Here is a 26,115-nt window from a genome sequence, read left to right as displayed (position 1 = left end):
CGAGCAGGCCGCCCAGGCCGAGGGCGAGGGCGCCCCGGTCCGCGAGGGCCGCCGGCAGCGCAGCCGCCAGGCCCAGGACGAGCGGCAGGCCGGCCGCGGGCAGAACGACCGCCAGCAGGGCGAGCGTCCCCAGTACGACCGCCAGCAGGGCGAGCGCCAGCAGTACGACCGCCAGCAGGGCGAGCGTCAGCAGGGCGAGCGGCAGCAGGGCGAGCGGGGTCAGTACGACCGCCAGCAGAACGACCGCCAGGCGAACGACCGCCAGCAGAGCGAGCGCGGGCACGACGACCGCCAGCAGGGCGAGCGCCAGCACCAGGCTGGCCAGCCGGTCGGGCAGCAGAACCGTGCCGGCCAGCAGGCTCGCTACGACGAGGAGGGCGGCAGCCGCCGCAGCCGCAACCGCCAGCGCAGCCGTGACCGCAAGCGGGGCCGCACCCGCGAGGGTGGCGCGCAGGACTGGGTCGACGCCGACCTGCTCGTCCAGGACGACGACGTGCTCGTGCCCGTCGCCGGCATCCTCGACGTCCTCGACAACTACGCCTTCGTGCGCACCTCCGGCTACCTGCCCGGCCCCAACGATGTCTACGTCCCGCTCGGCATGGTCAAGAAGAACGGCCTGCGCAAGGGTGACGCGGTCACGGGTGCCGTCAAGGCGCTCCGTGAGGGCGAGCAGCCGACGGGCAGCGTCGGGCGCCAGAAGTTCAACGCGCTCGTCCGTCTCGACACCGTCAACGGCTCCTCCCCGGAGGAGGCCGCCAAGCGGGTCGAGTTCCAGAAGCTGACGCCGCTCTACCCGCAGCAGCGCCTGCGGCTCGAGACCGAGCCCCAGGTCCTCACGACGCGGATCATCGACCTCGTCGCCCCGATCGGCAAGGGCCAGCGCGGCCTCATCGTCGCCCCGGCGAAGGCCGGCAAGACGATGATCATGCAGACCCTCGCCAACGCGATCACGACGAACAACCCCGAGTGCCACCTCATGGTCGTCCTCGTCGACGAGCGCCCCGAAGAGGTCACCGACATGCAGCGCGCGGTCAAGGGTGAGGTCATCTCCTCGACCTTCGACCGCCCGGCCGAGGACCACACGACCGTCGCCGAGCTCGCCATCGAGCGGGCGAAGCGTCTCGTCGAGCTCGGTCACGACGTCGTCGTCCTCCTCGACTCGATCACCAAGCTCGGTCGTGCCTACAACCTCGCCGCGCCGGCGAGCGGGCGCATCCTCTCCGGTGGTGTCGACTCGGCCGCCCTCTACCCGCCGAAGAAGTTCTTCGGTGCGGCGCGCAACATCGAGAACGGCGGCTCGCTCACCATCCTCGCGACGGCGCTCGTGGAGACCGGCTCCAAGATGGACGAGGTCATCTTCGAGGAGTTCAAGGGCACCGGAAACATGGAGCTGCGCCTCTCGCGTGAGCTCGCCAACCGGCGCATCTTCCCCGCGGTCGACATCAACGCCTCCGGAACGCGTCGGGAGGAGATTCTCCTCGCGTCCGAGGAGCTGAAGATCATGTGGAAGCTCCGCCGCGTCCTCGCCGCCCTGGACAACCAGCAGGGCATCGAGCTGCTCATCGACCGGCTCAAGAAGACGAAGACGAACTACGAGTTCCTCCTCCAGGTCCAGCAGACGAGCTCGATCAAGCTCGACGAGGACTGACGGTCGGGGGAGTGACCGCACGTATGCCGCCGGGCTGAGCCCGGCGGCATACGTGCGTCTCGAGCGTGGTCCCTCACCCGACGCGGGCCGACGTGCGCTCGCCCAGGTCGACCGGCGGGCGCCCCGCGATGTGCTCGGCGATGCGCCGTGCGTCGCGCCAGGCACCGCCGATGAGCATGGAGTAGAAGCCGCGCTGGAAGAGCAGGCCGACGAAGTAGAGGCCGCTCGCGCCGGGGACGACGCCCGCCTCGTCGACCGGCCAGCCGTCCTCGCCGGTGACGGACGGGCGGATCAGGCTGAAGTCCTGGCGGAAGCCGGTGCACCAGATGATGTTCGCGACATCGAGCACCTGCCCGTCGGCGAGGCGGGGGAGCCCGCCCTCGGTCCCCTCGGTCCGGGCCTCCACCCGGGTCACGCCGGCCGCGTCGAGGTCCGTCGTGCGCGTGCGGACCAGGGGCGTCCCGCCCATCCTGACCACGGGCTTCATCCGCCGACCGGCCGGGGTCGACGTCGTGAGGACGTGGTTGGCGAGGAACCACAGGACGGGCAGCAGGACGTGGGCGCGCCTGCTGTCGACGGGCGTCGGCGACTGCCCGCGGACCCGACCCGAGAGCCAGGTCTGGTGCCCGGCACGCTGCGCCTCCTGGGCGAGGTCGGCTCCCGACTGGCCTGCGCCCACGACGAGCACGGGGCCGGGGAGCAGCTGGCCCGGGTTGCGGTAGGTGCTCGAGTGCAGCTGGCGGATGCCGGGATCGACCTCGGCGGCCAGGGCGGGGACCTTGGGGTGGCGCTCACCGCCGATGGCGACGACGACGTTGCGGGCCGCGAGCTCGGCTCCGTCGCAGCAGACGACCCAGGTGCCGTCGGCCTGCTGTTCGATGCTCGTCACGGGCGTGCCGTGCCTCACGTCGATCGCGAACCGGCCGGCGTAGGCCTCGAGATAGTCGCCCATGTCGGTGCTGCTCGGGAACGTCCACCGTGGAGCGGGGAAGGCCCACCCCGGGAGCGAGTCGTACTGCGCCGGCGTGTTGAGCAGGAGCGAGTCATAGCGCCGGCGCCACTGGTCGCCGACCCGGTCGTGCTCGTCGAGGACGAGGCACGGCACGCCGGCCCGCCCGAGGTAGTAGGCCGTCGCAAGGCCCGCCTGCCCTGCCCCGACGATGACGGTGTCGATGTGCTCTCTGGTGCTCACGGCGTCCTCCTGGGTCGAGCCGATGGCGATGACTCGACCGTAGGAGCACCGACGAGGCGGCCGCGTCGGGCGACCTGCCCATTCGCGCGTCGGGGCGTGGGTAGAACAGTGCAGGTCGCCAGGCGGCAGGCAGCAGGCGCCCGGCGGCAGGCAGCAGGCGCCAGGCCACGGGCAGCGGGCAGCGTCAGCCCGCGGGCCGGTGGAGGTCGTGGTCGTAGACCCAGGCCGTCGCCGCGGCCCGGGAGCCGATGCCGAGCTTGGCGTAGATGTTGCTGAGGTGCCGGGCGACGGTCTTCTCGCTGAGGAAGAGGGCCGTGGCGATCATCCGGTTGGTGTTGCCGGCAGCCACGAGGCGGATCACCTCGACCTCCCGGTCCGTGAGGGGCCCGTGTTTCGGGCGCAGGGCCGCCGACCCGTCCTCAGCCCGGTCGCGCAGCCGGGCGAGGTCCGGCTCGGCGCCGAGCCGTTCGAAGGTCCCCTGCGCCGCGTCGAGCTCGAGCGTGCTCGCATCGAGGTCGCCGAGCGCGCGGTAGCACGAGGCCATGAGGGCACGGCACTGCGCGACACCGTGTGGCACCCCGAGCGCCTGCCAGGCCAGCCGCGCTGCCTCGAGTCGCTTCAGGGCCTCGGCTGCCTCGCCGCCCGCGAGGAGGACCGCTCCGGCGCACTGGTCGGCGCGAGCCCGGAGCAGCGCCGACTCGAGGTGCCCAGCAGCTGCGGTGAGCTCGCCCGCCGACTCCCGGGCGGCCTCGAGGTCGCCCACGGCCAGCATGACCTCGACGTGGGCGCAGAGGATGTCGGCCCGCTGGGGGTAGCCGCGTCCCTCTCCGAGGAGGCGGCGCAGCGTCGTCGCCGCCGCGGCGACCCGTCCCTGGGCCAGCCGCAGCAGGGCCAACCCGGGCTCGGGCTGCCGTCCGGCGGAGTTGGCCCTGCGGTAGAAGTCCTCCGCCTGGCTGGTCGCGCCGGTCAGGCGGGAGAGCTCGCCGAGCTCGTAGAGGGCGTCTCCCGACGCCGGCGGGTCGAGCAGGCCCGCGGCCCGCTCGGCCTCCCGCGTCGCGTCGGGCCAGTCCCCGGCGAGGGAGAGAACCTGGGCCCGGTGGACCCGGCACAGTCCGCGGTAGGGCACGAGGTCGGGGCGTGCCTCGCACCACCGGTCGAGGGCGGCGGTCCACTCGCGGGCGCGCGGCAGGTCGCAGCGGACCCAGCAGGCACCGACGGCCGTGCAGTAGGCGAGCCCGGCCACCGAGGGGCTGGCCTCGCCCGCCGTCACGGCGACCATGGCCTCGTCGAGCTCGGAGGCGGCTGCTCCCGGGTCGCCCTGGAGGAGCAGGGCGTGGCCGAGGTTCATCCGGGCGAGCACGACCGCGTCGGTGGCGCCGGTCCGCGTGCCGAGCTCGATCGCCCGTCTCGCGGCGGAACCCGCCCCTTCGGCATCGGCCTGTTCGAGCAGGATCCGGGAGTCGAGACCGAGCAGGAGCGCGGCTGCCTCCCCTTCGAGGCCCTGGTCCGTCACGAGCTGGCGTGCCCGGCCGGCCCAGCCCGCTCCTCTCGCGAACTCTCCACGCGAGCCGAGGATGAACGCCGCCCAGAAGGCACAGGTCGCGGCCTGCTCCCACAGGCTCTGGCCGAGGAGGGTCCCGTAGGCGCGCCCGAGGTAGTCGACCGCCTCGGCATCGCGTCCGATCAGGTAGGCCGTTTCCCCGAGCCGGGCGAGGTCCCGACCGCCGAGCGCCGACTCGCGGTCGAGGCCCGCGAGCACGGTGAAGGACTCGGACCACGCCCCGTCGTCGAAGAGGGCCCGCGCCTGCTCGATGGTGCCGTCGGGCACGTGCATCACCTCGGGTCGACCATACGCCCACGCCCGCGCGCCCCGGCGGGTCCGGCGGAAGCGGGCCCGGCGGCATACGGCCCCGAGGGAATGCCCGAGGGAATGCCCGAGGGGGCGTGCGCGTTTTGGGGAGGTGCGCCACGTCTGGCACACTCTTCCTTTGGACCGGTTCACGGATGAGCGGAGCCCCCGCGATGACACCGACCCGGCCGTACACCTCAAGGAGACACATGAAGAAGGACCTTCACCCCGAGTACGTGGTGACGACCGTGACCTGCACCTGCGGCAACACGTTCACCACGCGCAGCACCGCGACCTCCGGCCACATCTCGGCCGACGTCTGCTCGCAGTGCCACCCGTTCTACACCGGCAAGCAGAAGATCCTCGACACCGGTGGTCGCGTGGCCCGCTTCGAGGCCCGTTACGGCAAGAAGGCCGCCAAGTAGGTCTCCCGCACGCCGGCTCCCACGACTTCGGTCGTCGGGGGCCGGCGTTCGTCTTTGCGGCCCCACAGCGGCCGCATCCACAGCGGCTCCCCGAAGGGTGCGTGAACGAGCGTGCGTGAGTCAGTCCGGTCGATCGTCGAGGAGTACACCGACCTCGAGTCGCGTCTCGCCGACCCCGCCGTCCACAGCGACCAGGACCTCGTGCGGACGCTCAACAAGCGGTATGCCGCGCTGGCGCCGACCGTGGCCGCCGCTCGGCAGTGGGAGGCAGCCCGCGACGACCTCGAAGCCGCGCGTGAGCTCGGGGCCGAGGACGCCGGGTTCGCCGCCGAGGTGCCTGCCCTCGAGGAGGCGCTCGCCGCCGCGGAGGACCACCTGCGCCGGCTGCTCATCCCCCGCGACCCCGACGACGACCGTGACGTCATCCTCGAGGTCAAGGCGGGGGAGGGCGGTGACGAGTCGGCGCTCTTCGCCGGTGACCTGCTCCGGATGTACCTCCGCTACGCCGAGACCCGGGGCTGGCGGGCGCAGGTCGAGGATGCGACGGAGTCCGACCTCGGCGGGTACAAGGACGTCCGGGTCTCGATCAGGACCAAGGGGACCCCGGGACCGGGCGAGGGCCCGTGGGCCCGCCTGAAGTACGAGGGTGGGGTCCACCGCGTCCAGCGCGTCCCCGTCACCGAGAGCCAGGGCCGCATCCACACGTCCGCGGCCGGCGTCCTCGTCATGCCGGAGGCCGAGGAGGTCGACGTGACGATCGACCCGCACGACCTGCGCATCGACGTCTACCGCTCGTCGGGGCCGGGCGGCCAGAGCGTCAACACGACGGACTCCGCCGTGCGCATCACACACCTGCCGACCGGTCTCGTCGTCTCCTGCCAGAACGAGAAGTCGCAGCTGCAGAACAAGGAGGCCGCGATGCGCGTCCTCCGCGCGCGGCTGCACCAGATGGCCCAGGACGAGGCCGACGCCGAGGCGTCCGCGGCCCGCCGCTCGCAGGTGCGCACCGTCGACCGCTCGGAGCGCATCCGCACCTACAACTTCCCGGAGAACCGGATCTCCGACCACCGCACCGGTTTCAAGGCCTACAACCTCGACGCCGTCCTCGGCGGCGAGCTCGACCCGATCGTGCAGTCCGCGATCGACGCCGACGAGGCCGCCAAGCTCGCCTCGCTCGCCGAGGGTGCGGAGTGACCGACCTGCGCGACGCGGTGCGCGCCGCGGCCGCGCGGCTGCGAGAGGCGGGGGTCGCCTCGGCCGACCTCGACGCCGTCGAGCTCGCGGCCCACGCCCTCGGGGTCGACGCGTCCGAGGTGCGCCGCCTCATGGTCCTCGGTGGTCGCGAGCTTCCTGAGACGTATGCCGTCCTCGTCGACGAGCGCGCGAGCCGCGTCCCGCTCCAGCACCTCACCGGCCGGGCGCACTTCCGGCGGCTGACGCTCGCGGTCGGGCCCGGCGTCTTCGTGCCGCGCCCCGAGACCGAGGTCCTCGTCGACCTCGCCCTCGCGGAGGTCGACCGCCTCTCGGGGACGGGGGCGGGCGGCATACGCCTCGTCGACCTCTGCAGCGGGTCGGGAGCGATCCCGCTTGCGGTCAAGGACGAGCGGCCCGACGTCACGGTCCGGGGCATCGAGCTGTCCGAGGACGCCTGGGCCTGGGCGAGCGCGAACCGCGACCGGCTCGGCCTCGACGTGGAGCTCGTCCGTGGCGACGCGACTGCTCCCTGCTTCGAGGACTGGGCCGGCAGCGTCGACGTCGTCACGATCAACCCGCCCTACATCCCGGTCGGTGCCGTACCCCTCGACCCCGAGGTGCGCGACCACGACCCCGCGATGGCGCTCTACGGGGGGAGCGAGGACGGCCTCGCCATCCCGCTCGCGACAGCGGCGGTCGCAGCGCGCCTCCTTCGCCCCGGTGGCCTCGTGCTCATCGAGCACGCCGACTCGCAGGGGGAGAGCCTCCCGCGCCGTCTCGAGCAGGCCGCAACCTGGGACGAGGTCGCCGACCACGAGGACCTCGCCGGTCGTCCGCGCGTCACGACGGCTCGACGGCGGACGCCCGAGACGGGTTCACGGTTGACGGAAGTAGGCTCTGCCCCGTGAGCGAGCACTACGACTGCACCAACCCCGAAGGCCGCTCCTACGGCATCGCGGCCGCTGCGGCGGCCGTGCGCCGGGGAGAGGTCGTCGTCCTGCCGACCGACACCGTCTACGGCGTCGGGTGCGACGCCTTCGACGCCGGCGCCGTCGCCTCCGTCCTTGCGGCCAAGGGCCGTGGGCGCGACATGCCTCCGCCGGTCCTCATCCCGACCGCCCGGACCGCGCAGGGGCTGGCCACCGAGGTGCCCGACTATGCCCAGCGCCTCATGGAGCGCTTCTGGCCGGGCCCGCTCACGGTCGTGCTCAAGGCCCACACCTCGCTCCACTGGGACCTCGGCGAGACCAACGGCACGGTCGCGCTGCGCGTGCCCGACCACGAGATCGCCCTCGAGCTCCTCGGCGAGATCGGCCCGATGGCCGTGACGAGCGCCAACACGACCGGCGACCCGGCGGCCCGCACCGCCGCCGAGGCCCGCGCCATGCTCGGGGAGTCGGTCGCCGTCTACCTCGAGGCCGGACCCGTCGCGCAGGGAGACCCCTCGACGATCGTCGACTGCACCGGCGCCGCGCCCGTGACCCTGCGCCTCGGGGCCATCCCGCAGGCCGACATCGACGCCGTGGCCTCGCCGGCCGCCGACGAGGAACCCGCCCCGGTCGCGGAAGCCCCCGCCGACGAGGCGACCTCCGACGCAGGCAGCGACACGACGGTCGACGCCACCTCGGACGGGGCCGCGGAGGGCCCCGTGCCGACCCCATAGAGTTGAGGCGCGCCAGCGCCCCTTCGCCCAGCGCTCCGCTGCGCAGCCCACCCGACCCGACCCGCACTCCCGGAGATCTCCCATGGCTGACGACCAGACGTTCTACGGCTCCGACTTCGGCGCCCTCCAGGCCTTCGACCCGGACATCGCCGGGGTGCTCCTGTCCGAGCTCGACCGCCTCCGCGGCGGCCTGCAGCTCATCGCCAGCGAGAACCTCAGCTCTCCGGCCGTCCTCACGGCCCTCGGCTCGACCCTGTCCAACAAGTACGCGGAGGGCTACCCGGGCCGTCGCTACTACGGCGGCTGCTCCGAGGTCGACAAGGCCGAGACGATCGCCATCGAGCGGGCCAAGGCGCTCTTCGACGCCGAGCACGCCAACGTCCAGGCCCACTCCGGCGCGAGCGCCAACCAGGCCGTGTACGGCGCCTTCATGCAGCCGGGCGACACCCTCCTCGCGATGTCGCTGCCCATGGGCGGCCACCTGACCCACGGCAGCAAGGTCTCCTTCTCCGGCAAGTGGTTCGACGCCGTCGGCTACGGCGTCGACAAGGACACCGAGAACATCGACTACGACGAGGTCGAGGCGCTCGCCAAGGAGCACCGCCCCAAGGTCATCTGCGCCGGTGGCTCCGCGATCCCGCGCCTCATCGACTTCGAGCGGTTCCGGGCCATCGCCGACGAGGTCGGCGCGATCCTCTGGGTCGACGCGGCGCACTTCATCGGTCTCGTGGCCGGCAAGGCCATCCCCTCGCCCGTCCCGTACGCCGACGTCGTCACCTTCACGACGCACAAGGTCCTCCGCGGCCCCCGCTCGGGTGCGCTCGTCTGCAAGGCCGAGCACGCCGCCGCGCTCGACAAGGCGATCTTCCCGATGATGCAGGGCGGCCCGCAGATGCACACCATCGCGGCCAAGGCGGTCAACTTCAAGGAGGCCGCGAGCCCCGAGTACGCCCAGTACGCCAAGGACGTCATCGCCAACAGCCAGCAGCTCGCCGCGAGCCTGCTCGAGCTCGGCGTGCGCCCGACGACGGGCGGGACCGACACGCACCTGTCCCTGCTCGACCTGCAGGGCATCGGCGTGACGGGCAAGGACGCCGAGGCCCGTGCCGACGCCGCCGGCATCGTCCTCAACAAGAACGCGATCCCCTTCGACCCGCAGAAGCCGAACATCGCCTCGGGCATCCGCGTCGGCACGCCGTCGGTCACGACCCAGGGCATGGGCACCGAGGAGATGAAGCAGATCGCCTCGCTCATCCACCGGGCGATCACCGAGGGCGACGCCGATCCCGACCACGCGGTGAGCAAGGCGGTGCGTGCCGAGGTCACCGACCTCGTGACGCGCTTCCCGGCATACCCCCGCTGACGAGAGACGCCGGAGCCGGGGCAGCGACGTGCACGAGTACGTCCTCATCCTCATCGTCGCGGCAGGCGTGACCTACCTCGTCACGCCGTTCGTGCGCAGCCTCGCCGTGGCGACGGGGGCGTTCACGGCCGTGCGCGACCGCGACGTCCACACGATGCCGATCCCACGGCTCGGGGGAGTGGGGATCTACATCGGGTTCGTCGCTGCCGCGCTCGTCGCACGGTCGCTGCCCTACCTCGGCACCCTCTTCTCGACCCGGGAGATCCTCGGGGTCATCGCGGCGGGTGGCATCGTCTGCCTGCTCGGGGCGTTCGACGACATCCGTGAGCTCGACTGGCTGACCAAGCTGGCCGGCCAGATCCTCGCCGCCGGGCTGATGGCCTACACGGGCGTCCAGCTGCTGTCCCTGCCGATCTTCGGCGTGACGGTGCTGCCGGTCCCGGTGCTCGTCCTCTTCACGGTGTTCGTCGTCATCGCGACGACCAACGCCGTCAACTTCATCGACGGGCTCGACGGGCTCGCGGCGGGGATCGTCGGCATCGCCGCGCTCGCGTTCTTCATCTACAGCTACATCGTGTCGCGCTCGTTCGTCCCGGCCAACGTCTTCTCCACGGCGACGTTCATCTCGGCCGCGCTCGTCGGCTGCTGCGCCGGCTTCCTCCCGCACAACTTCCACCCCGCTCGCCTGTTCATGGGTGACGCGGGGGCGCTGACGCTCGGGCTGCTCCTGTCCGCGGCGATGATCACCCTGACGGGCAACGTCGACCCCGGAGCCGTCACGGCCAACCAGGTCACGGGCGCCTTCCTGCCGATCCTCGTGCCCCTCGCGGTCCTGCTCCTGCCCCTCCTCGACATGGTGCTCGCGGTCCTGCGCCGCACGCTCGCCGGCCAGCGACCCTGGCACCCCGACGCCAAGCACCTCCACCACCGGATGCTCCGGATCGGCCACGGTCACCGTCGGGCCGTTCTCATCCTCTACATGTGGGCGGCGATCGTCGCCCTCGGCTCGGTCTCCTTCGTCATCTGGGACGGTTGGGCGCCGCTCGTCGCCGTCGTCGCGGCCGCCGTGGTGGGGGCGGTGCTCACGCTGGGACTGCCGAGGTGGAGGCCCTCCGAACGCTTGTGATAGCATTCACAAGCGCCTGAGGGGAGTCTGAGAGCGGCTCGTCAGGTGCCGCGGATCCCCTTCCGCACCAGCTGAACCCACCCCCATCCCACTGTCCGACGCCGACCGACGCAGGCAGGTTCTCCTTGAGCGCCACCCCGGCCCAGAACGCATCACAGTCCGATGCGTTCGCGCAGCTGCTGCGCGGGTCCCTGTTCCCGACGCTGGCAGCAGGAGCGGTGTGCGTCGTCGTCGGGCTGTTCTCCAGCCCCAAGGCCGCCTGGTCGGCCGCCTTCGGTGCAGCCCTGGTGATCTTCTTCTTCAGCCTCACGCTCCTCGTCATGAAGCGGACGGCCGACCTCGCACCGACGACCGTGATGATGGTCGTCATGGCGACCTACACCTTCAAGGTGATCGTCCTCGGCGTGGCCATGTTCCTCCTGCGCGACGTCTCGTGGGTCTCCGGGTATGCCGTCGGGCTGAGCATCACGGTCTGCGCCCTCGTCTGGCTCTTCTTCGAGATGCGCGCCTACAAGCGCCTCCGGATCTTCGCCTACGACCCCGAGGGAGAGGCCTCCCTGGAGCCGGGGGAGCCGGAGGACCCGCGCGATGACTCGTGAGAACGGAGGTCGCCATGACCGGCACCCCACCCCCCGACCCCACCCCGCGACCGGACGAGCCGGGCGAGACGCCGGACGAGACGCCGGACGTGAAGCCGGACGTGAAGCCCGACGAGGCGGAGGAGCTGCGCCGCTTCAACAGCCGCGAGCAGGACGCCGCGTGGCGGGCTGTCGCGTACATGCTCTCCGGACCCCTCATCTACGGGGGTCTCGGTGCTCTCGCGGACCACTGGCTGGGCACGTCCTGGCTGGTCGGGGTGGGCATCGTGGCCGGGATGGGGCTGTCGCTCTACCTGATCTGGTTCCGGTACGGTTCTCACTGAACTGGGTGGCACCGGACCGCACCCCTAGCACATCGATCTTCGGGTCCGCCGAGAGCGCTCCACGCGCGTCGCGGCCCATCATCAGCCGTAGTGCCCCGCGCATTCGAAGGAGTTTTCTGTGAGCATCGTGGCCACCGTCGCCCCGGCGGACTACACGCCGCCAGGCATCGAGGAGTTCTGGCAGCCGCTCTTCGGCACGGACGGACCCCTTGCGATCACCCGGCCGATGCTGCTCATGGCGCTGTCGGTCATCCTGGTCGCCTGGTGGCTGCTCGCCACGACGCGCAAGAAGGCGGTCCTGCCCGGTCGCGGGCAGATGGGCACCGAGGCGATCTACGGCATCGTCCGCAACGGCATCGCCAAGGACCTCATCGGCAGCCGTGAGTTCATGCGCTTCGTGCCGCTGCTCTTCACCCTCTTCGTCGTCATCCTGACCAACAACTTCTTCGGCGTCATCCCGCCGATGAGCTTCCCGACGATGAGCCGGATCGGCTTCCCGATCGCCCTGTCGCTCATCGTCTGGGTCGTCTTCCACGTCGTCGGCATGAAGAAGCACGGGTTCATCGGGTACTGGAAGTCGCTCGTCCCCTCGGGCCTGCCCAAGGCCATGGTCCCCTTCATCTTCTTCCTCGAGCTCATCACCGACCTCTTCACCCGGCCCGTCACGCTCGCCCTGCGACTCTTCGGCAACATGTTCGCCGGCCACATCCTCATCGTCCTGTTCATCACGGGCGGCTGGTACATGCTGACCTCGGGCGGCGTCCTCGTGATCGCCGGCGGCGTCACCTGGATCTTCGCGTTCGTCATGACGCTCTTCGAGCTGCTGGTCGAGTTCCTCCAGGCCTACGTCTTCACCCTCCTCGCCGCCCTCTACATCGCCGGCGCCGTCGCCGACGAGCACTGAGCCGGCCGCTCCACTGCTCCACGCACGCTTCACCCCAGCCCCGTTGGTAACCGCCAGCGGGACCGACAAGAAGGAAATGGAATCAACATGACTGGCAACATCGCCATCCTCGGTTACGGCCTCTCCGCCATCGGCCCCGGTATCGGTGTCGGTCTGATCTTCGCCGCCTACATCAACGGCGTCGCCCGTCAGCCCGAGGCTCGCGGCATGCTCCAGCCGATCGCCTTCCTCGGCATGGCCATCACCGAGGCGCTCGCCATCTTCGGTATCGCGCTCGCGTTCGTCTTCAAGGGCTGACGCCCTTCCGGGCAGCCGACGCACTTTTCGCATCTCGTTCAGGAGAACCGCATGCAAGCAGTGACCGTGACCGCCGAAGGCGGCGAGGGGGGCTTCTGGGCCACCGCGGCGCCGATCATCCCGCACCCGTTGGAGTTCTTCTTCGGGCTCGCGTGCTTCGCGATCCTCTACTACATCGTGGCCAAGATGGTCGTGCCGCGTCTGGAGCAGATCTACGCCGAGCGCACCGCGGCCATCGAGGGCGGCATGAACAAGGCCGTGGAGGCCCAGGCCCAGGCGCAGGCCGCGCTCGAGCAGTACCAGGCGCAGCTCGTCGACGCCCGCGCCGAGGCCTCGCGCATCCGTGAGGACGCCAAGGCCCAGGGCGCGCAGATCATCGCCGAGATGCGTGAGCAGGCGGCGGCCGAGGCGGCTCGGATCACCGAGACGGCCCACAAGCAGATCGAGGCGGAGCGCCAGCAGGCCGTCGTCTCGCTGCGCAACGACGTGGGTCGGATCTCGACCGACCTCGCGAGCCGCATCGTCGGTGAGTCGCTCCACGAGGAGACCCGCCAGAAGGGCATCGTCGAGCGCTTCCTCGCCGAGCTCGAGTCCGGAGACGTCGTCCGCGAGAAGGTCGGCACGCCGACGTCCAGCGAGGGTGACGCCTGATGCAGGGATCCTCGCGCGCAGCAGCGGCGGCGAGCCGCGACGCGTTCACCGGCGCCCTCGCAGCCGGTGCCGACCGCTCGCGGTTGGCCGGGGAGCTCCTCGCTGTCGTCGCCGTCCTCGACGGCAACGCCACCCTGCGACGGGCCGTCGCCGATGCGTCCCGCGAGGGCGCAGACAAGGCGGCCCTCGCAGAGCGCCTCTTCGGGGGCAAGGTGAGCGCCGAGGCGCTGGCCGTGCTCAAGGGTGTCTTCGGCCAGCGGTGGAGCTCGGAGCGTGACCTCTCCGACACCATCGAGTCGTATGCCGTCGAGTCCGTCATCGCCTCCGCCGAGGAGGGCGACCGGGCCGACACCGTCGAGGACCAGCTCTTCCGGTTCGAGCGGATCGTCGCAGCCGACGCCGGCCTGCGCGCGGCGTTGACCGACGAGAGCGTGCCGGCCGACAAGCGCAGTGCCCTCGTCGACTCGCTCCTGACCGGCAAGGTCGCCGACGAGACGCTCCTGCTCGTTCGTCAGGCCGTCACGGCCCCCCGAGGCCGTCGCTTCGACCACACGATCGGGCACTTCCTCGACATTGCCTCCACGCGGCGCGACCAGCAGACCGCCACGGTCACGTCGGCCGTCCCGCTGAGCGACGAGGAGCGCGACCGCCTCGCGGCCGGGCTGTCGTCGATCTACGGCGGCAAGGTCCACGTCAACACCGTCGTCGACCCTCGGGTCCTCGGCGGAGTCAAGGTCGAGATCGGTGACGAGCTCATCGACGGGACCGTCATCCGCAAGCTCGACGGCGCACGCCGGGCCATGGGCGCCTGAGCCCTCGAACACCACCAGCTTTGAACACCACCGACTCGCGCAGGCGGGTCGAAACCGAGGAGAAGATCTGACATGACGGAGCTTTCGATCCGTCCGGAGGAGATCCGGGACGCACTGGACTCGTTCGTCCAGTCCTACGAGCCCGGCGCGGCCTCCCGCGAAGAGGTCGGCCGCGTCACCGACGCCGGTGACGGAATCGCTCACGTCGAGGGTCTGCCCTCGGCCATGACCAACGAGCTGCTGCAGTTCGAGGACGGCACGCTCGGCCTCGCGCTCAACCTCGACGTCCACGAGATCGGCGTCGTCGTCCTCGGTGACTTCGCGGGCATCGAGGAGGGCCAGGCCGTCAAGCGCACGGGCGAGGTCCTCTCCGTCCCGGTCGGCGACGACTTCCTCGGCCGCGTCATCGACCCGCTCGGCAACCCGATCGACGGCCTCGGCGAGATCAAGGCGGAGACCCGCCGTGCCCTCGAGCTCCAGGCCCCGACGGTCGTCCAGCGCAAGTCGGTGCACGAGCCGCTCCAGACCGGCATCAAGTCGATCGACGCGATGACGCCGATCGGCCGCGGCCAGCGCCAGCTGATCATCGGCGACCGCCAGACCGGCAAGACCACGGTCGCGATCGACACGATCATCAACCAGAAGCGCAACTGGGAGTCCGGCGACCCCGACGCCCAGGTCCGCTGCATCTACGTCGCCATCGGCCAGAAGGGCTCGACGATCGCGTCGGTCCGCGGCACCCTCGAGGAGGCCGGCGCGCTCGAGTACACCACGATCGTCGCGTCCCCCGCGTCCGACTCGGCCGGCTTCAAGTACCTCGCCCCCTACACCGGCTCGGCCATCGGCCAGCACTGGATGTACCAGGGCAAGCACGTCCTCATCGTCTTCGACGACCTGTCCAAGCAGGCCGAGGCCTACCGCGCCGTGTCGCTCCTCCTGCGTCGTCCGCCGGGCCGCGAGGCCTACCCCGGTGACGTCTTCTACCTGCACTCGCGGCTCCTCGAGCGTTGCGCCAAGCTGTCCGACGACCTCGGCCACGGCTCGATGACGGGTCTGCCGATCATCGAGACGAAGGCCGGCGACGTCTCGGCGTACATCCCGACCAACGTCATCTCGATCACCGACGGCCAGATCTACCTCCAGGCCGACCTCTTCAACGCCAACGTGCGTCCGGCAATCGACGTGGGTGTCTCGGTCTCCCGAGTCGGTGGCGCCGCGCAGATCAAGGCGATGAAGTCGGTCGCCGGTCGACTCAAGCTCGACCTCGCGCAGTTCCGCGCCATGGAGGCGTTCGCCATGTTCGCCTCCGACCTCGACCCGGCCTCGCGCGCCCAGCTCGCCCGCGGTGCCCGTCTCGTCGAGCTGCTCAAGCAGCCGCAGAGCTCGCCGTACCCCGTCGAGGAGCAGGTCGTCTCGATCTGGACCGGCACGACCGGCAGGCTCGACGACGTCGCCGTCGAGGACGTCCGTGGCTTCGAGAAGGAGCTCCTCGAGACCCTTCGTCGCGACGGCTCGATCCTCCAGACGATCCGCGAGACGCTCAAGCTCGACGAGGACACCGAGGCCGCTCTCGCCAAGGTCGTCGACGAGGTCAAGTTCACCTTCCGCGGCACCGGCCGCGAGGGCCTCGAGGCCGGCCACGAGGAGTTCGACGAGATCGCCGAGGACCAGATCACCCAGGCGAAGATCGTCAAGCAGAAGTGATCCACCCCCGTATGCCGCTGGGCGCGGACGCGAGAGCGTGAGCCCGCCCGGCGGCATACGGGACAGGGCCTCGCGCCCACCCCGAACGTAACGACCCAGCAGCACACCGAGACCAAGAGAGGCGGAGCACATGGGAGCGCAGATGCGGATCTACCGCCAGCGCATCAAGTCCGTCAACTCCATCAAGAAGATCACGAACGCGATGGAGCTGATCGCGGCCGCACGCGTCGTCAAGGCTCGCCAGAAGGCGACCGAGGCGATGCCGTACACGATCGCGCTGACCCGCGCCGTCTCCGCAGTGGCCACGAACACCAACGAGGACCACCCCCTGACGACGGCGAAGGAGACCGCCACGCGGGCCGGCGTCGTCATCATCACCGCGGACCGTGGTCTGGCCGGCGCCTACTCGGTGTCGGCGATCAAGGAGAGCGCCGAGCTGATCTCGCGGCTCACCGCCGAGGGCAAGGAAGTCGTTCCCTACCTCGTCGGACGCAAGGCCGTCAGCTACTACAAGTTCCGCAAGCGGCCCTACGCCGCCGAGTGGACCGGCTTCTCCGACGCGCCGACGTTCGCCAACGCCAAGGAGATCTCCGACCGGATCACCGCGGACTTCCTCAAGGACACCGAGGAGGGCGGCAACGACGAGATCCACATCGTCTACACCCGCTTCCGTTCGATGGTCCGCCAGGACCCCCACGTGCTGCGCCTGCTGCCCCTCGAGGTCGTCGAGGCCGAGGACGCGGGCGAGGACGACCTCGACCTGTCCGTCAACACGTACGGCGAGGGCGAGATCCCCCCGGAGTACTCCTTCGAGCCCAACGCGGCCGAGGTCCTCGACCTGCTGCTGCCGAAGTACGTGCGCAACCGCATCTTCACCGCGCTGCTCAGCTCGGCCGCGTCCGAGCTGGCCGCCCGCCAGCGCGCGATGAAGTCGGCGACCGACAACGCCGGCGAGCTCATCAAGAAGTACGAGCGCCTCGCCAACCAGGCCCGCCAGGCCGGCATCACCCAAGAGATCAGCGAAATCGTGGGCGGCGCAGACGCCCTCGCCGACGCAACGAAGTAACGCCCACAGGTAAGGAAGCAGACCACCATGACTGCAACTGTCAGCGACACCGCCTGGACGGCTCCGGCCGCGGGCGGCGTCGGACGCATCTCTCGCATCATCGGCCCGGTCGTCGACGTGGAGTTCCCCGCCGACGCGATGCCGGAGCAGTACAACCTGCTCACGACGCAGGTCGCGCTCGGCGGTGAGACGAAGAACATCAACCTCGAGGTCGCCCAGCACATCGGCGACAACATGGTTCGCGCCATCTCCCTCCAGCCCACCGACGGCCTCGTCCGCGGCTCGGCGGTCCAGGACACCGGTGGCCCCATCACCGTCCCGGTCGGGGACGTCACGCTCGGTCACGTCTTCAACACGACGGGCGAGTGCATGAACCTCGCCGAGGGCGAGACCCTCGAGGTCAAGGAGCGGTGGGGCATCCACCGCAAGGCTCCGGCCTTCGACCAGCTCGAGTCCAAGACCACGATGTTCGAGACGGGCATCAAGGTCATCGACCTGCTCACCCCGTACGTCCAGGGTGGCAAGATCGGCCTCTTCGGTGGTGCCGGTGTCGGCAAGACCGTCCTCATCCAGGAGATGATCGCCCGTGTGGCCCGCGACCACGGTGGTGTCTCCGTGTTCGCCGGTGTCGGCGAGCGCACCCGTGAGGGCAACGACCTCATGGTCGAGATGGAGGAGGCCGGCGTCCTCGGCCAGACCGCCCTCGTCTTCGGCCAGATGGACGAGCCGCCGGGCACGCGTCTGCGCGTCGCCCTGTCCGCGCTGACGATGGCGGAGTACTTCCGCGACGTCCAGAAGCAGGACGTGCTCCTCTTCATCGACAACATCTTCCGCTTCACGCAGGCCGGCTCCGAGGTCTCGACCCTCCTCGGCCGTATGCCGTCCGCCGTGGGCTACCAGCCCACCCTCGCCGACGAGATGGGAACGCTCCAGGAGCGCATCACCTCGACGCGTGGTCACTCGATCACCTCGATGCAGGCGATCTACGTGCCGGCCGACGACTACACCGACCCCGCCCCCGCGACGACGTTCGCGCACCTCGACGCGACGACCGAGCTTTCGCGTGACATCGCGTCGATGGGTATCTACCCCGCCGTCGACCCGCTGACCTCGACCTCGCGCATCCTCGACCCGCGCTACGTGGCGCAGGACCACTACAGCACCGCGGTGCGGATCCGGTCGATCCTCCAGCGCAACAAGGAGCTGCAGGACATCATCGCGATCCTCGGTATCGACGAGCTCTCCGAAGAGGACAAGATCCTCGTCAACCGCGCTCGCCGCATCCAGCGCTTCCTGTCGCAGAACACCTACGTCGCGAAGCAGTTCACCGGCATCGAGGGCTCGACCGTCCCGCTCAAGGACACGGTCGAGGCCTTCACGAAGATCGCCGACGGCGAGTACGACCACGTCGCCGAGCAGGCCTTCTTCATGTGCGGTGGCCTCGACGACGTCGAGCGCCAGTGGGCGGAGATCCAGAAGAACCTCTGAGTCCCACCAGCACGCCTGCACGACCAGCTCGACCAGCTCGACCAGCACGACCAGCACGACCAGCACCATGCCAGCGCCGGTGTCCCGCACGGGACATCGGCGCTGTGCGTTTCCCCGGGCCGTCTCGCGGACCAACTCGCCGGGCATGGCAGGTGCCAGCCCGGTGTTGACTGGGATGCGGACCGACGCCACCGAAGGTCCCAGAGTTCGACAAGGAGCATCGTGACATCGTCCAGCCAGTCCAGCGCACGCCACCGGGTCGTCGTCATCGGATCCGGCTTCGGCGGCCTCTTCAGCACGCAGCGCCTGAAGAAGGCCGACGTCGACGTGACGCTCATCGCCCGCACGACCCACCACCTCTTCCAGCCGCTCCTCTACCAGGTCGCGACGGGCATCCTGTCCGAGGGCGAGATCGCGCCGGCGACGCGCGAGGTCCTCCACCGGCAGGACAACGCCAAGGTGCTCCTCGGCGACGTGCAGCGCATCGACCTCGAGGCGCGGACGGTGACCCACTCCGCCGTCGGCCGCGAGACCGTCACGCCGTACGACTCGCTCATCGTCGCCGCGGGCGCGGGCCAGTCGTACTTCGGCAACGACGAGTTCGCCCGCCATGCGCCGGGCATGAAGTCGATCGACGACGCGCTCGAGCTGCGTGGCCGGATCTTCGGATCGTTCGAGCTCGCCGAGCTCGCCTCGACCCCGGCCGAGATCGAGCGCCTCATGACGTTCGTCGTCGTCGGTGCGGGTCCCACCGGCGTGGAGATGGCCGGTCAGATCGCGGAGCTCGCGCACCGCACGCTGCGCCGCGACTTCCGCCGGATCGACCCGGCGAAGGCCCGCGTCGTCCTGCTCGACGCCGCACCCCAGGTGCTCGGCTCGTTCGGCGAGAAGCTCGGCGACCGCGCGGAGCGGCGCCTCGACACGATGGGCGTCGAGGTCCGGCTCGGGGCGAAGGTGGTCGGCGTCGACTCGACCGGCATCGACGTCGAGCTCGGCGACGGCACCCGCGAGCGGATCGAGTCGGTCTGCAAGGTGTGGGCGGCCGGCGTCAGCGCGTCACCGCTCGGCCGCCAGCTCGCCGAACAGTCGGGCGCCGGCATCGACCGCGCCGGCCGGGTCGAGGTCCAGGACGACCTGACCCTGCCCGGCCACCCCGAGGTGTTCGTCGTCGGCGACATGATGGCGCTCAAGGGCCTGCCGGGGGTCGCGCAGGTCGCGATCCAGGGTGGCCGCTACGCCGCGGACCAGATCCGCAGGCGCCTCGAGGGCAAGCCGCCCAAGGGTCCGTTCGAGTACTTCGACAAGGGATCGATGGCGACGATCTCCCGCTTCTCGGCCGTCGCCTCGGTGGGCAAGGCCCAGTTCAGCGGGTTCATCGCCTGGGTCATGTGGCTCGCGGTCCACCTCGTCTACATCATCGGGTTCAAGCACCGCGTGACGACGCTGCTCCACTGGGCGATCAGCTTCCTCGGCCGGGGCCGGGCCGAGCGCGTCGTGACGCAGCAGCAGGTCTTCGCGCGGACGGCGATCCAGGACCTCGGCGCCGACTTCAAGCCCGAGCTGCCGCGGCTGGCCAAGGACCGCGAACCACGCGTCGCCTCGGACTGACGCCTCCACTCCCGTATGCCGCTGGGCGGGCCCCCACGATCGGGTGCCCGCCCAGCGGCATACGTCGGGGTGCTCGTCAGGCGACGAGGCCCTCCACCGCAGCGCCGAGGCGCGGCAGTGCGGCGATGACGTTGTCCTTGGCCGCGCCGCGCAGCGAGTCGTAGACCTTCGTGGCGGCCCGGTGCGCGGTGTTGGCGGCCTTCGCGTCCGTCACGGCGAGGAGCGCGTCGGCGGCCTCGTCGGCGCGGCTGGCCAGGTGCGCGCCGAACGGCTGGTCGCCCTTGGTCTCCCAGAACGGGTCGAGCGCGACGGCGAACTGGGGGAGGAGGCGGTCGGTCGCGCTGGCGACGAAGTCACCGCCGAGCTTCTTGGCCGCGGCGTAGCCGACCTTGACGGCGGTGCCGCCGAAACCGGACTTGTCGGCGACCTCCGCGTCGATGACGTCGGTCAGCGCGGCCACCGCGGCAGGACGGCGGCTCTCTGCGAGAAGGGCGTCGGACACAGCAGTGCTCATCAATGCTCCTGGGGAGTCTGGGGGTGGGGAGGCGGCGTCGGCCGACTCGGGTACGGAGCATCCTTCCAGAGGCACTAAACTTCGGAGCACACCCCCACGATCCGGAGGAACACGTGAGTTCACTCAAGGTTGAGATGGTCGCAGCCGACCGCAAGGTCTGGGAGGGCGAGGCCAAGTTCGTGCGCGCCCGATCGGTCGCCGGTGAGCTCGGCATCCTGCCCGGCCACACGCCCCTTCTCGGCATCCTCGTCGAGGGCGACGTGATGATCGAGGACCTCGACGGCGGGCGCCAGACGGTCACCGTCGACGGCGGGTTCCTCTCGGTCGACTCCAACGTCGTGACGATCGTCGCCGAGCACGTCGACGCCTCGTCCCTGCAGGCCACGGCCAACTGAGGCCCGGCTCGTGCCGTCCGCTCTCGCCAGCTTCGAGATCGTGATCGGCACGCTGCTCGTCATCGCCGTCGTCGTCCTCGCGGCGACGTTCCTGCGCCGCCGCTACATCGCGCACGGGCTGCCACTCACGCTCTGTGGACTGCGCCCGACCGAGACCGACCGGTGGCACCTCGGTCTCATCCGCTTCGGCGAGCACGCCCTCGAGTGGTACACGCTCGGGGGCGTGTCGCTGCGCCCGAAGCATCGCTGGCAGCGCCAGTCGCTGCTGCTCACGGCCCCCCGCCGGCTCCCGCGCGCCGAGGCGATCGCGGTGCTCCCCGACGCCTACCGCGTCGTGTGCACCGACCGGGCCAAGACCTTCGAGCTCGCCCTCCAGGGCCCCGCCTACACCGCGCTGCGCTCGTGGCAGGAAGCCGCCCCGCCCGGCTACAACGTCAACGTCGCCTGAGGGCGGCCGAACGCCCCCGTATGCCGCTGGGCGAGCACGGTGGCCACGGCGGGCCGGGTGCCCGCCCAGCGGCATACGTCGGCGGTGTCCCTCAGTGCTTGTGCGCGCGCTCGGGCTTCTCGACGCGGCCACCGCCCGGCTGCCAGAGGATGTCGCCGCCGATCGGCTTGTTGGCGACGCGGGCGAGGATGAAGAGCAGGTCCGACAGCCGGTTGAGGTAGCGCGCGGTCAGGATGTTGACGCCACCCGCACCGCGGTGGTCGCCCGGCTCGGTGCCGTGGTGCTCGACCGCGGCCCACGTGGCTCGCTCGGCGCGCCGGACGATCGTCGTCGCGAGGTGGAGGTAGGCCGACCCGGGTGTGCCGCCCGGCAGGATGAAGGAGCGGAGCTTCTCGACCTGCTCGAGGTAGTGGTCGCAGTCGTGCTCGAGGTCGTCGATCCAGGGCTGCTGGACGCGCAGCGGGGGGTACTCGTAGGACTCGCGGAGCGGCGTCGACAGGTCGGCCCCGACGTCGAAGAGCTCGTTCTGCACGCGGAGCAGCGTCGATCGGAGGTCGTCGCCCAGCTCGCCGCATGCGATGGCGATCCCGATGGCCGCGTTGGCCTCGTTGGTGTCGGCGTAGGCGTTCAGCCGGGGGTCGTTCTTGCTCGTTCGCGAGAAGTCCCCGAGGGCCGTCGTGCCGTCGTCGCCGGTGCGGGTGTAGATCCTCGTCAGGTTGACCATGGGGCCACTCTCTCACCTGCCGGTGGACGCCCCGGCGACGGATAGGGTCTGCAGGGTGAGAGAGCGGTTCCGAGTGGTCGGAGGTGCCCGCCTGGTCGGCGAGGTGCCGGTCGTGGGCGCCAAGAACAGCGCCCTCAAGCTGATGGCGGTGGCGCTCCTCGCTCCCGGGCGCACGACGCTTCGCAACGTGCCCGCCATCGCCGACGTCTCGATCATGGCCGAGCTGCTGCGCCGGCTCGGTGTCACCGTCGACTACGACCCCGAGTCGGGCACCGTCGTCCTCGACGTGCCGCACGTCCTCGGGCACCGCGCCGACTACGAGCTCGTCCGGGCCCTGCGGGCCTCGATCTCGGTCCTCGGGCCCCTCGTGGCCCGCGTGGGCGAGGCCGACGTCGCGGTGCCCGGAGGAGACGCGATCGGCTCACGTGGCCTCGACCTGCACGCGGCCGGGCTGGAGGCGCTCGGCGCGAGCGTTCACGTCGCCCACGGCTACCTCGTCGCCGAGGCGCGCGGCGGCCTGCGCGGGGCGGACATCCGACTCGACTTCCCGAGCGTGGGGGCGACCGAGAACGTCCTCACGGCCTCGGTCCTCGCCCGGGGCCGCACGACGATCGACAACGTGGCCAAGGAGCCGGAGATCGTCGACATCGCCGAGATGCTCGGCTCCATGGGGGCGCGCATCAAGGGTGCCGGAACGTCGCGGATCGTCGTCGACGGCGTCGCCGAGCTGTCGCCGACGGAGCACCGGGTGGTCCCCGACCGGATCGCGGCGGGGACCTGGGCGTTCGCGGCCGCCACGACGCGCGGCGACATCGAGGTCGTCGGTGGCGTTGCCGACCACCTCCGGGCGCCGCTGGCCGCACTCCGGGCCGCCGGGTGCCTCGTCGAGACGACCGGACGGGGCTTCCGCGTGGCGGCGGGCCCCGACCGTCCCCTTGCCTTCGACGTCGCCACGTTGCCCTACCCGGGCTTCCCCACCGACCTGCAGCCGTTCGCCCTGACCTACAACGCCGTGGCCCGGGGGAGCGCGATGGTCACCGAGAACCTCTTCGAGGCCCGCTTCCGCACGGTCCAGGAGCTCGCACGCCTCGGCGCCGACGCCCAGATCGACGGGCACCACGTCATGACCCACGGGGTGCCGCTCCTGTCCGGCGCGCCCGTCGAGAGCAGCGACATCCGCTCGGGGGCGGCCCTCGTCATCGCGGGGCTCGTCGCGGAGGGCGACACGCTCGTCAGCGGCGTCCACCACATCGACCGGGGGTACCCCCGCTTCGAGGTGGCCCTGCGCGAGCTCGGCGCCGACGTGACGCGCGAGGCCGACGAGACCTGGTACGACTGACTGACTGGCTGACTGGCTGACTGACTGACGGCCCGTCGGTGACGGGGAACGGTCCGGTGACGGCCGCGTCTCTGCGGTGGCAGGAGATCCGGTCTCGGTCCCCTGTAACAAAGCGTTCATGGCGAACGATGTATTTTCTTGACCCTTTCTTGACTCCGAGGGACAACGTTTCCGAGGGCTGAGGCGTCATGATGGTGATGCAGCAGCATTGAGAGGGGTCACGATGACGCTGAACACCCGTGGCCGGGCTCCGAAGCCCGGCCCCGTCCTTGTCCTCGACGCGCCCGACGGTCACGACGTGATCATCGAAGGGCGGCTCGACGTCCATACCGTTCCCGACATCCGCGACGCGATCCACGACGTCATCGCGCGTGGTCCGGGCGAGCTCCGCCTCCACCTGCGCGATGCCGAGATCGGCGACGCCACGGGTCTCGGCGTGCTCGTCCACATCCATCGCCGGGCGTCCCGCGAGCAGCGCCAGCTCTTCCTCGTCGACCCGAGCGACCGGACGGCACGCCTCCTGCGCGGGTGCCGGCTCGACCGCATCCTCGCCTCGCGCCACGCAGCTCCGGCCCACGCCGCGACTGTGGCGCCTCTCACCGCCTGAGCGTCTCCCCGGCGCGGTGACCCGCGAGTACGGTCGGGGCATGTCTTCGCAGGAGAGCCCCGCCGCGGGTGCGGCCCGTCCCGCCCGTGACCGACCGTGGGTCATGCGGACGTATGCCGGCCACTCGAGCGCCGCCGCGAGCAACGAGCTCTACCGCCGCAACCTCGCCAAGGGCCAGACCGGGCTGTCGGTCGCCTTCGACCTGCCGACCCAGACCGGTTACGACCCCGACCACCCGCTCGCACGCGGAGAGGTCGGCAAGGTGGGCGTCCCGATCAGCCACATCGGCGACCTGGAAGCTCTCTTCAGCGGCATCCCCCTGCGTGGCATGAACACGTCCATGACGATCAACTCGACGGCGATGTGGCTCCTCGCGCTCTACCAGGCGACGGCCGAACGCCAGGCCGAGGCGGCAGGCGAGGACCCCGCCGAGTGGGTGCGGGCGCTCTCCGGGACGACCCAGAACGACATCATCAAGGAGTACCTCTCGCGGGGGACGTATGTGTTCCCGCCCGCGCCGTCGCTTCGGCTCATCACCGACATGGTCGCGTACACGGTCCGCGAGATCCCGAAGTGGAACCCGATCAACATCTGCAGCTACCACCTGCAGGAGGCCGGCGCCACGCCGGTCCAGGAGATCGCCTTCTCCATGAGCACCGCCATCGCCGTGCTCGACGCGGTCAGGGCCTCCGGCCAGGTCCCCGAGGCGGAGTTCGCCGACGTCGTCGCGCGGATCTCGTTCTTCGTCAACGCGGGCGTGCGCTTCGTCGAGGAGATGTGCAAGATGCGCGCCTTCGTCGAGATCTGGGACGGGCTGACGCGCGAGCGCTACGGCGTGACGGACGCGAAGGCGCGCCGCTTCCGCTACGGGGTCCAGGTCAACAGCCTCGGCCTGACGGAGGCCCAGCCCGAGAACAACGTCCAGCGGATCGTTCTCGAGATGCTCGGGGTGACCCTGTCCAAGGACGCCCGAGCCCGGGCCATCCAGCTGCCGGCATGGAACGAGGCGCTCGGCCTGCCCCGGCCCTGGGACCAGCAGTGGTCGCTCCGGATGCAGCAGGTCCTCGCCTTCGAGTCCGACCTGCTCGAGTACGACGACCTGTTCACCGGGTCGGTGGTCGTCGAGGCCAAGGTCGCCGACCTCGTCGCGGGGGCTCGCGTCGAGATGGCCAGGATCGAGCAGATGGGCGGAGCGGTGGCCGCCGTCGAGTCCGGCTACATGAAGTCCGCGCTCGTCGCCTCGCACGCGGAGCGTCGCCGGCGGATCGAGGCGGGCGACGACGTCGTCGTCGGCCTCAACCGCTTCGACACGACGGAGCCCAACCCGCTGACCGCCGACCTCGAGACGGCGATCCAGACGGTCGAGCCGGCGGTGGAGCACGCCGCGGCCGACGCGGTCCGGCGGTGGAGGGAGGCCCGCGACGCCGACCCCGGGTCGCGTGCGCGCGCCGCGGCGGCGCTCGAGCGGCTCGCCGCCGACGCCGCAGGCGGGACGAACCTCATGGCCGCGACCCTCGACTGTGCCCGGGCGGGCGTGACGACAGGGGAGTGGGCCGCGGCCCTGCGCGCCGAGTTCGGCGAGTACCGCGCCCCCACGGGGGTCTCGGGCTCGATCGGGGTCGGCACGGCGGAGCCCGGCGAGGCGCTCGCCCACGTCCGCGCGCTTGTGACCCGAACGAGCGAGGAGCTCGGCGAGAAGCTGCGCATCCTCGTCGGCAAGCCCGGGCTCGACGGCCACAGCAACGGCGCAGAGCAGGTGGCCGTGCGGGCCCGCGACGCGGGCTTCGAGGTGATCTACCAGGGTATCCGGCTCACGCCCGAGCAGATCGTCGCGGCCGCGGTGGCCGAGGACGTGCACCTCGTGGGCATCTCGATCCTGTCGGGCTCGCACATGGAGCTTGTCCCCGAGGTTCTTCGGGGCCTGCGCGAGGCCGGGGCCGGCGACGTGCCGGTCATCGTCGGGGGCATCATCCCGGAGGCCGACGCGGTGGCCCTCCGCGAGGCGGGTGTCGCGATGGTCTTCACGCCGAAGGACTTCGGCCTCAACGACATCATGGGCGAGATCGTCGGCGTGATCCGCCGCTCACGGGGCCTCGCCCCACTCGAGCCGGCACCAGCCTGAGGTGCTCGAGGGGAGGGCGCGGCGGGAGGAGGCGGCGCTTCTCACACCCCTCAC

Annotated in this window: 26 protein-coding genes; 22 read left to right on the top strand and 4 right to left on the bottom strand. The window is 70.9% G+C overall.

Going from position 1 to position 26,115, the window contains the following annotated elements:
* Positions 1-1,648 (top strand): transcription termination factor Rho (gene rho, locus N865_RS07510; RefSeq protein WP_034803547.1); only part of this gene is annotated, 1,648 nt, incomplete at its 5' end.
* Between the two features lie 73 nt (positions 1,649-1,721).
* Here the strand turns inward: rho and N865_RS07505 are convergent.
* Both N865_RS07505 and N865_RS07500 read right to left on the bottom strand, forming a co-directional pair.
* Positions 1,722-2,840: a flavin-containing monooxygenase gene (locus N865_RS07505; protein ID WP_034803545.1), complete on the bottom strand. Its 1,119-nt coding sequence runs from the start codon at positions 2,838-2,840 to the stop codon at positions 1,722-1,724.
* Positions 2,841-3,024: 184 nt separating this feature from the next.
* Positions 3,025-4,668, bottom strand: coding sequence for a LuxR C-terminal-related transcriptional regulator (locus tag N865_RS07500; protein ID WP_169735714.1), 1,644 nt, complete (start codon positions 4,666-4,668; stop codon positions 3,025-3,027).
* Positions 4,669-4,898: 230 nt separating this feature from the next.
* On the opposite strand from N865_RS07500, the gene rpmE reads away from it, so the two are divergent.
* From rpmE to N865_RS07420, 16 genes are all read left to right on the top strand, one after another.
* Positions 4,899-5,114, top strand: a complete 216-nt coding sequence (gene rpmE, locus N865_RS07495; protein WP_034803542.1) for a 50S ribosomal protein L31 — start codon at positions 4,899-4,901, stop codon at positions 5,112-5,114.
* Positions 5,115-5,225: 111 nt separating this feature from the next.
* Entirely contained in the window at positions 5,226-6,308 is a 1,083-nt protein-coding gene (gene prfA / locus N865_RS07490) for a peptide chain release factor 1 (protein WP_034803541.1), read from the top strand.
* Positions 6,305-7,216 carry a peptide chain release factor N(5)-glutamine methyltransferase gene (gene prmC, locus N865_RS07485; protein WP_051510314.1) on the top strand — a complete coding sequence of 304 codons (912 nt, stop codon included), beginning with the start codon at positions 6,305-6,307 and terminating at the stop codon, positions 7,214-7,216. The genes prfA and prmC overlap by 4 nt, the downstream gene beginning before the upstream one ends.
* Positions 7,213-7,971 (top strand): L-threonylcarbamoyladenylate synthase, encoded by a 759-nt coding sequence (locus N865_RS07480; RefSeq protein ID WP_034803540.1) that lies wholly within the window; start codon positions 7,213-7,215, stop codon positions 7,969-7,971. Before prmC ends, N865_RS07480 begins: the two co-directional genes overlap by 4 nt.
* An 82-nt stretch (positions 7,972-8,053) precedes the next feature.
* Entirely contained in the window at positions 8,054-9,334 is a 1,281-nt protein-coding gene (locus N865_RS07475; protein WP_034803539.1) for a serine hydroxymethyltransferase, read from the top strand.
* Between the two features lie 28 nt (positions 9,335-9,362).
* The gene (locus tag N865_RS07470; RefSeq protein WP_034803537.1) at positions 9,363-10,460 is read left to right on the top strand and encodes a glycosyltransferase family 4 protein; all 1,098 of its coding nucleotides are present in this window, start codon (positions 9,363-9,365) and stop codon (positions 10,458-10,460) included.
* 125 nt (positions 10,461-10,585) lie between these two features.
* Complete coding sequence (locus tag N865_RS21670) at positions 10,586-11,059, top strand: hypothetical protein (protein ID WP_157557603.1); 474 nt, start codon at positions 10,586-10,588, stop codon at positions 11,057-11,059.
* Positions 11,060-11,073: 14 nt separating this feature from the next.
* Complete coding sequence (locus tag N865_RS07460; RefSeq protein WP_211244875.1) at positions 11,074-11,382, top strand: AtpZ/AtpI family protein; 309 nt, start codon at positions 11,074-11,076, stop codon at positions 11,380-11,382.
* A 118-nt stretch (positions 11,383-11,500) separates the two neighbouring features.
* Positions 11,501-12,286, top strand: a complete 786-nt coding sequence (atpB, locus tag N865_RS07455; RefSeq protein WP_034803534.1) for a F0F1 ATP synthase subunit A — start codon at positions 11,501-11,503, stop codon at positions 12,284-12,286.
* A gap of 87 nt (positions 12,287-12,373) precedes the next feature.
* Complete coding sequence (gene atpE, locus N865_RS07450) at positions 12,374-12,583, top strand: ATP synthase F0 subunit C (RefSeq protein WP_020142944.1); 210 nt, start codon at positions 12,374-12,376, stop codon at positions 12,581-12,583.
* Between the two features lie 51 nt (positions 12,584-12,634).
* Positions 12,635-13,234, top strand: a complete 600-nt coding sequence (locus tag N865_RS07445; protein ID WP_034803533.1) for a F0F1 ATP synthase subunit B — start codon at positions 12,635-12,637, stop codon at positions 13,232-13,234.
* Positions 13,234-14,046: a F0F1 ATP synthase subunit delta gene (locus N865_RS07440; protein WP_034803531.1), complete on the top strand. Its 813-nt coding sequence runs from the start codon at positions 13,234-13,236 to the stop codon at positions 14,044-14,046. Before N865_RS07445 ends, N865_RS07440 begins: the two co-directional genes overlap by 1 nt.
* 72 nt (positions 14,047-14,118) lie before the next feature.
* The gene (atpA, locus tag N865_RS07435; protein ID WP_034803530.1) at positions 14,119-15,750 is read left to right on the top strand and encodes a F0F1 ATP synthase subunit alpha; all 1,632 of its coding nucleotides are present in this window, start codon (positions 14,119-14,121) and stop codon (positions 15,748-15,750) included.
* A 130-nt stretch (positions 15,751-15,880) separates the two neighbouring features.
* The gene (locus N865_RS07430) at positions 15,881-16,816 is read left to right on the top strand and encodes a F0F1 ATP synthase subunit gamma (RefSeq protein ID WP_034803528.1); all 936 of its coding nucleotides are present in this window, start codon (positions 15,881-15,883) and stop codon (positions 16,814-16,816) included.
* A 27-nt stretch (positions 16,817-16,843) separates the two neighbouring features.
* On the top strand, positions 16,844-18,304 hold the full coding sequence (gene atpD, locus N865_RS07425) for a F0F1 ATP synthase subunit beta (protein WP_034803527.1): 1,461 nt from the start codon (positions 16,844-16,846) through the stop codon (positions 18,302-18,304).
* A gap of 222 nt (positions 18,305-18,526) precedes the next feature.
* Positions 18,527-19,912, top strand: a complete 1,386-nt coding sequence (locus N865_RS07420; RefSeq protein ID WP_034803525.1) for an NAD(P)/FAD-dependent oxidoreductase — start codon at positions 18,527-18,529, stop codon at positions 19,910-19,912.
* A gap of 76 nt (positions 19,913-19,988) precedes the next feature.
* Here the strand turns inward: N865_RS07420 and N865_RS07415 are convergent, their stop codons facing one another.
* Positions 19,989-20,426 carry a DUF6918 family protein gene (locus N865_RS07415; protein WP_034803524.1) on the bottom strand — a complete coding sequence of 146 codons (438 nt, stop codon included), beginning with the start codon at positions 20,424-20,426 and terminating at the stop codon, positions 19,989-19,991.
* Positions 20,427-20,539: 113 nt separating this feature from the next.
* On the opposite strand from N865_RS07415, the gene N865_RS07410 reads away from it, so the two are divergent.
* Entirely contained in the window at positions 20,540-20,821 is a 282-nt protein-coding gene (locus N865_RS07410) for a F0F1 ATP synthase subunit epsilon (protein WP_034803522.1), read from the top strand.
* 10 nt (positions 20,822-20,831) lie between these two features.
* Positions 20,832-21,269, top strand: coding sequence for a DUF2550 domain-containing protein (locus N865_RS07405; protein WP_034803521.1), 438 nt, complete (start codon positions 20,832-20,834; stop codon positions 21,267-21,269).
* 91 nt (positions 21,270-21,360) lie between these two features.
* On the opposite strand, the gene N865_RS07400 is transcribed toward N865_RS07405, so the two are convergent.
* A complete protein-coding gene (locus N865_RS07400; RefSeq protein WP_034803520.1) occupies positions 21,361-21,993 on the bottom strand; it encodes a cob(I)yrinic acid a,c-diamide adenosyltransferase in 633 nt (210 codons plus the stop codon).
* Between the two features lie 55 nt (positions 21,994-22,048).
* Here N865_RS07400 and murA point away from each other — a divergent pair, with 55 nt between their 5' ends.
* From murA to N865_RS07385, 3 genes are all read left to right on the top strand, one after another.
* Positions 22,049-23,332, top strand: a complete 1,284-nt coding sequence (gene murA / locus N865_RS07395) for a UDP-N-acetylglucosamine 1-carboxyvinyltransferase (protein ID WP_034803518.1) — start codon at positions 22,049-22,051, stop codon at positions 23,330-23,332.
* A gap of 223 nt (positions 23,333-23,555) precedes the next feature.
* Complete coding sequence (locus tag N865_RS07390) at positions 23,556-23,939, top strand: STAS domain-containing protein (protein ID WP_051510312.1); 384 nt, start codon at positions 23,556-23,558, stop codon at positions 23,937-23,939.
* 103 nt (positions 23,940-24,042) lie between these two features.
* Positions 24,043-26,061: a protein meaA gene (locus N865_RS07385; RefSeq protein ID WP_034803517.1), complete on the top strand. Its 2,019-nt coding sequence runs from the start codon at positions 24,043-24,045 to the stop codon at positions 26,059-26,061.
* Positions 26,062-26,115 lie beyond the last annotated feature (54 nt).

It is taken from the genome of Intrasporangium oryzae NRRL B-24470 (assembly GCF_000576595.1).
In the GTDB taxonomy this organism is placed as follows: Bacteria; Actinomycetota; Actinomycetes; order Actinomycetales; family Dermatophilaceae; genus Intrasporangium_C; species Intrasporangium_C oryzae.
This window is presented reverse-complemented; position numbering and strand designations above follow the sequence as displayed.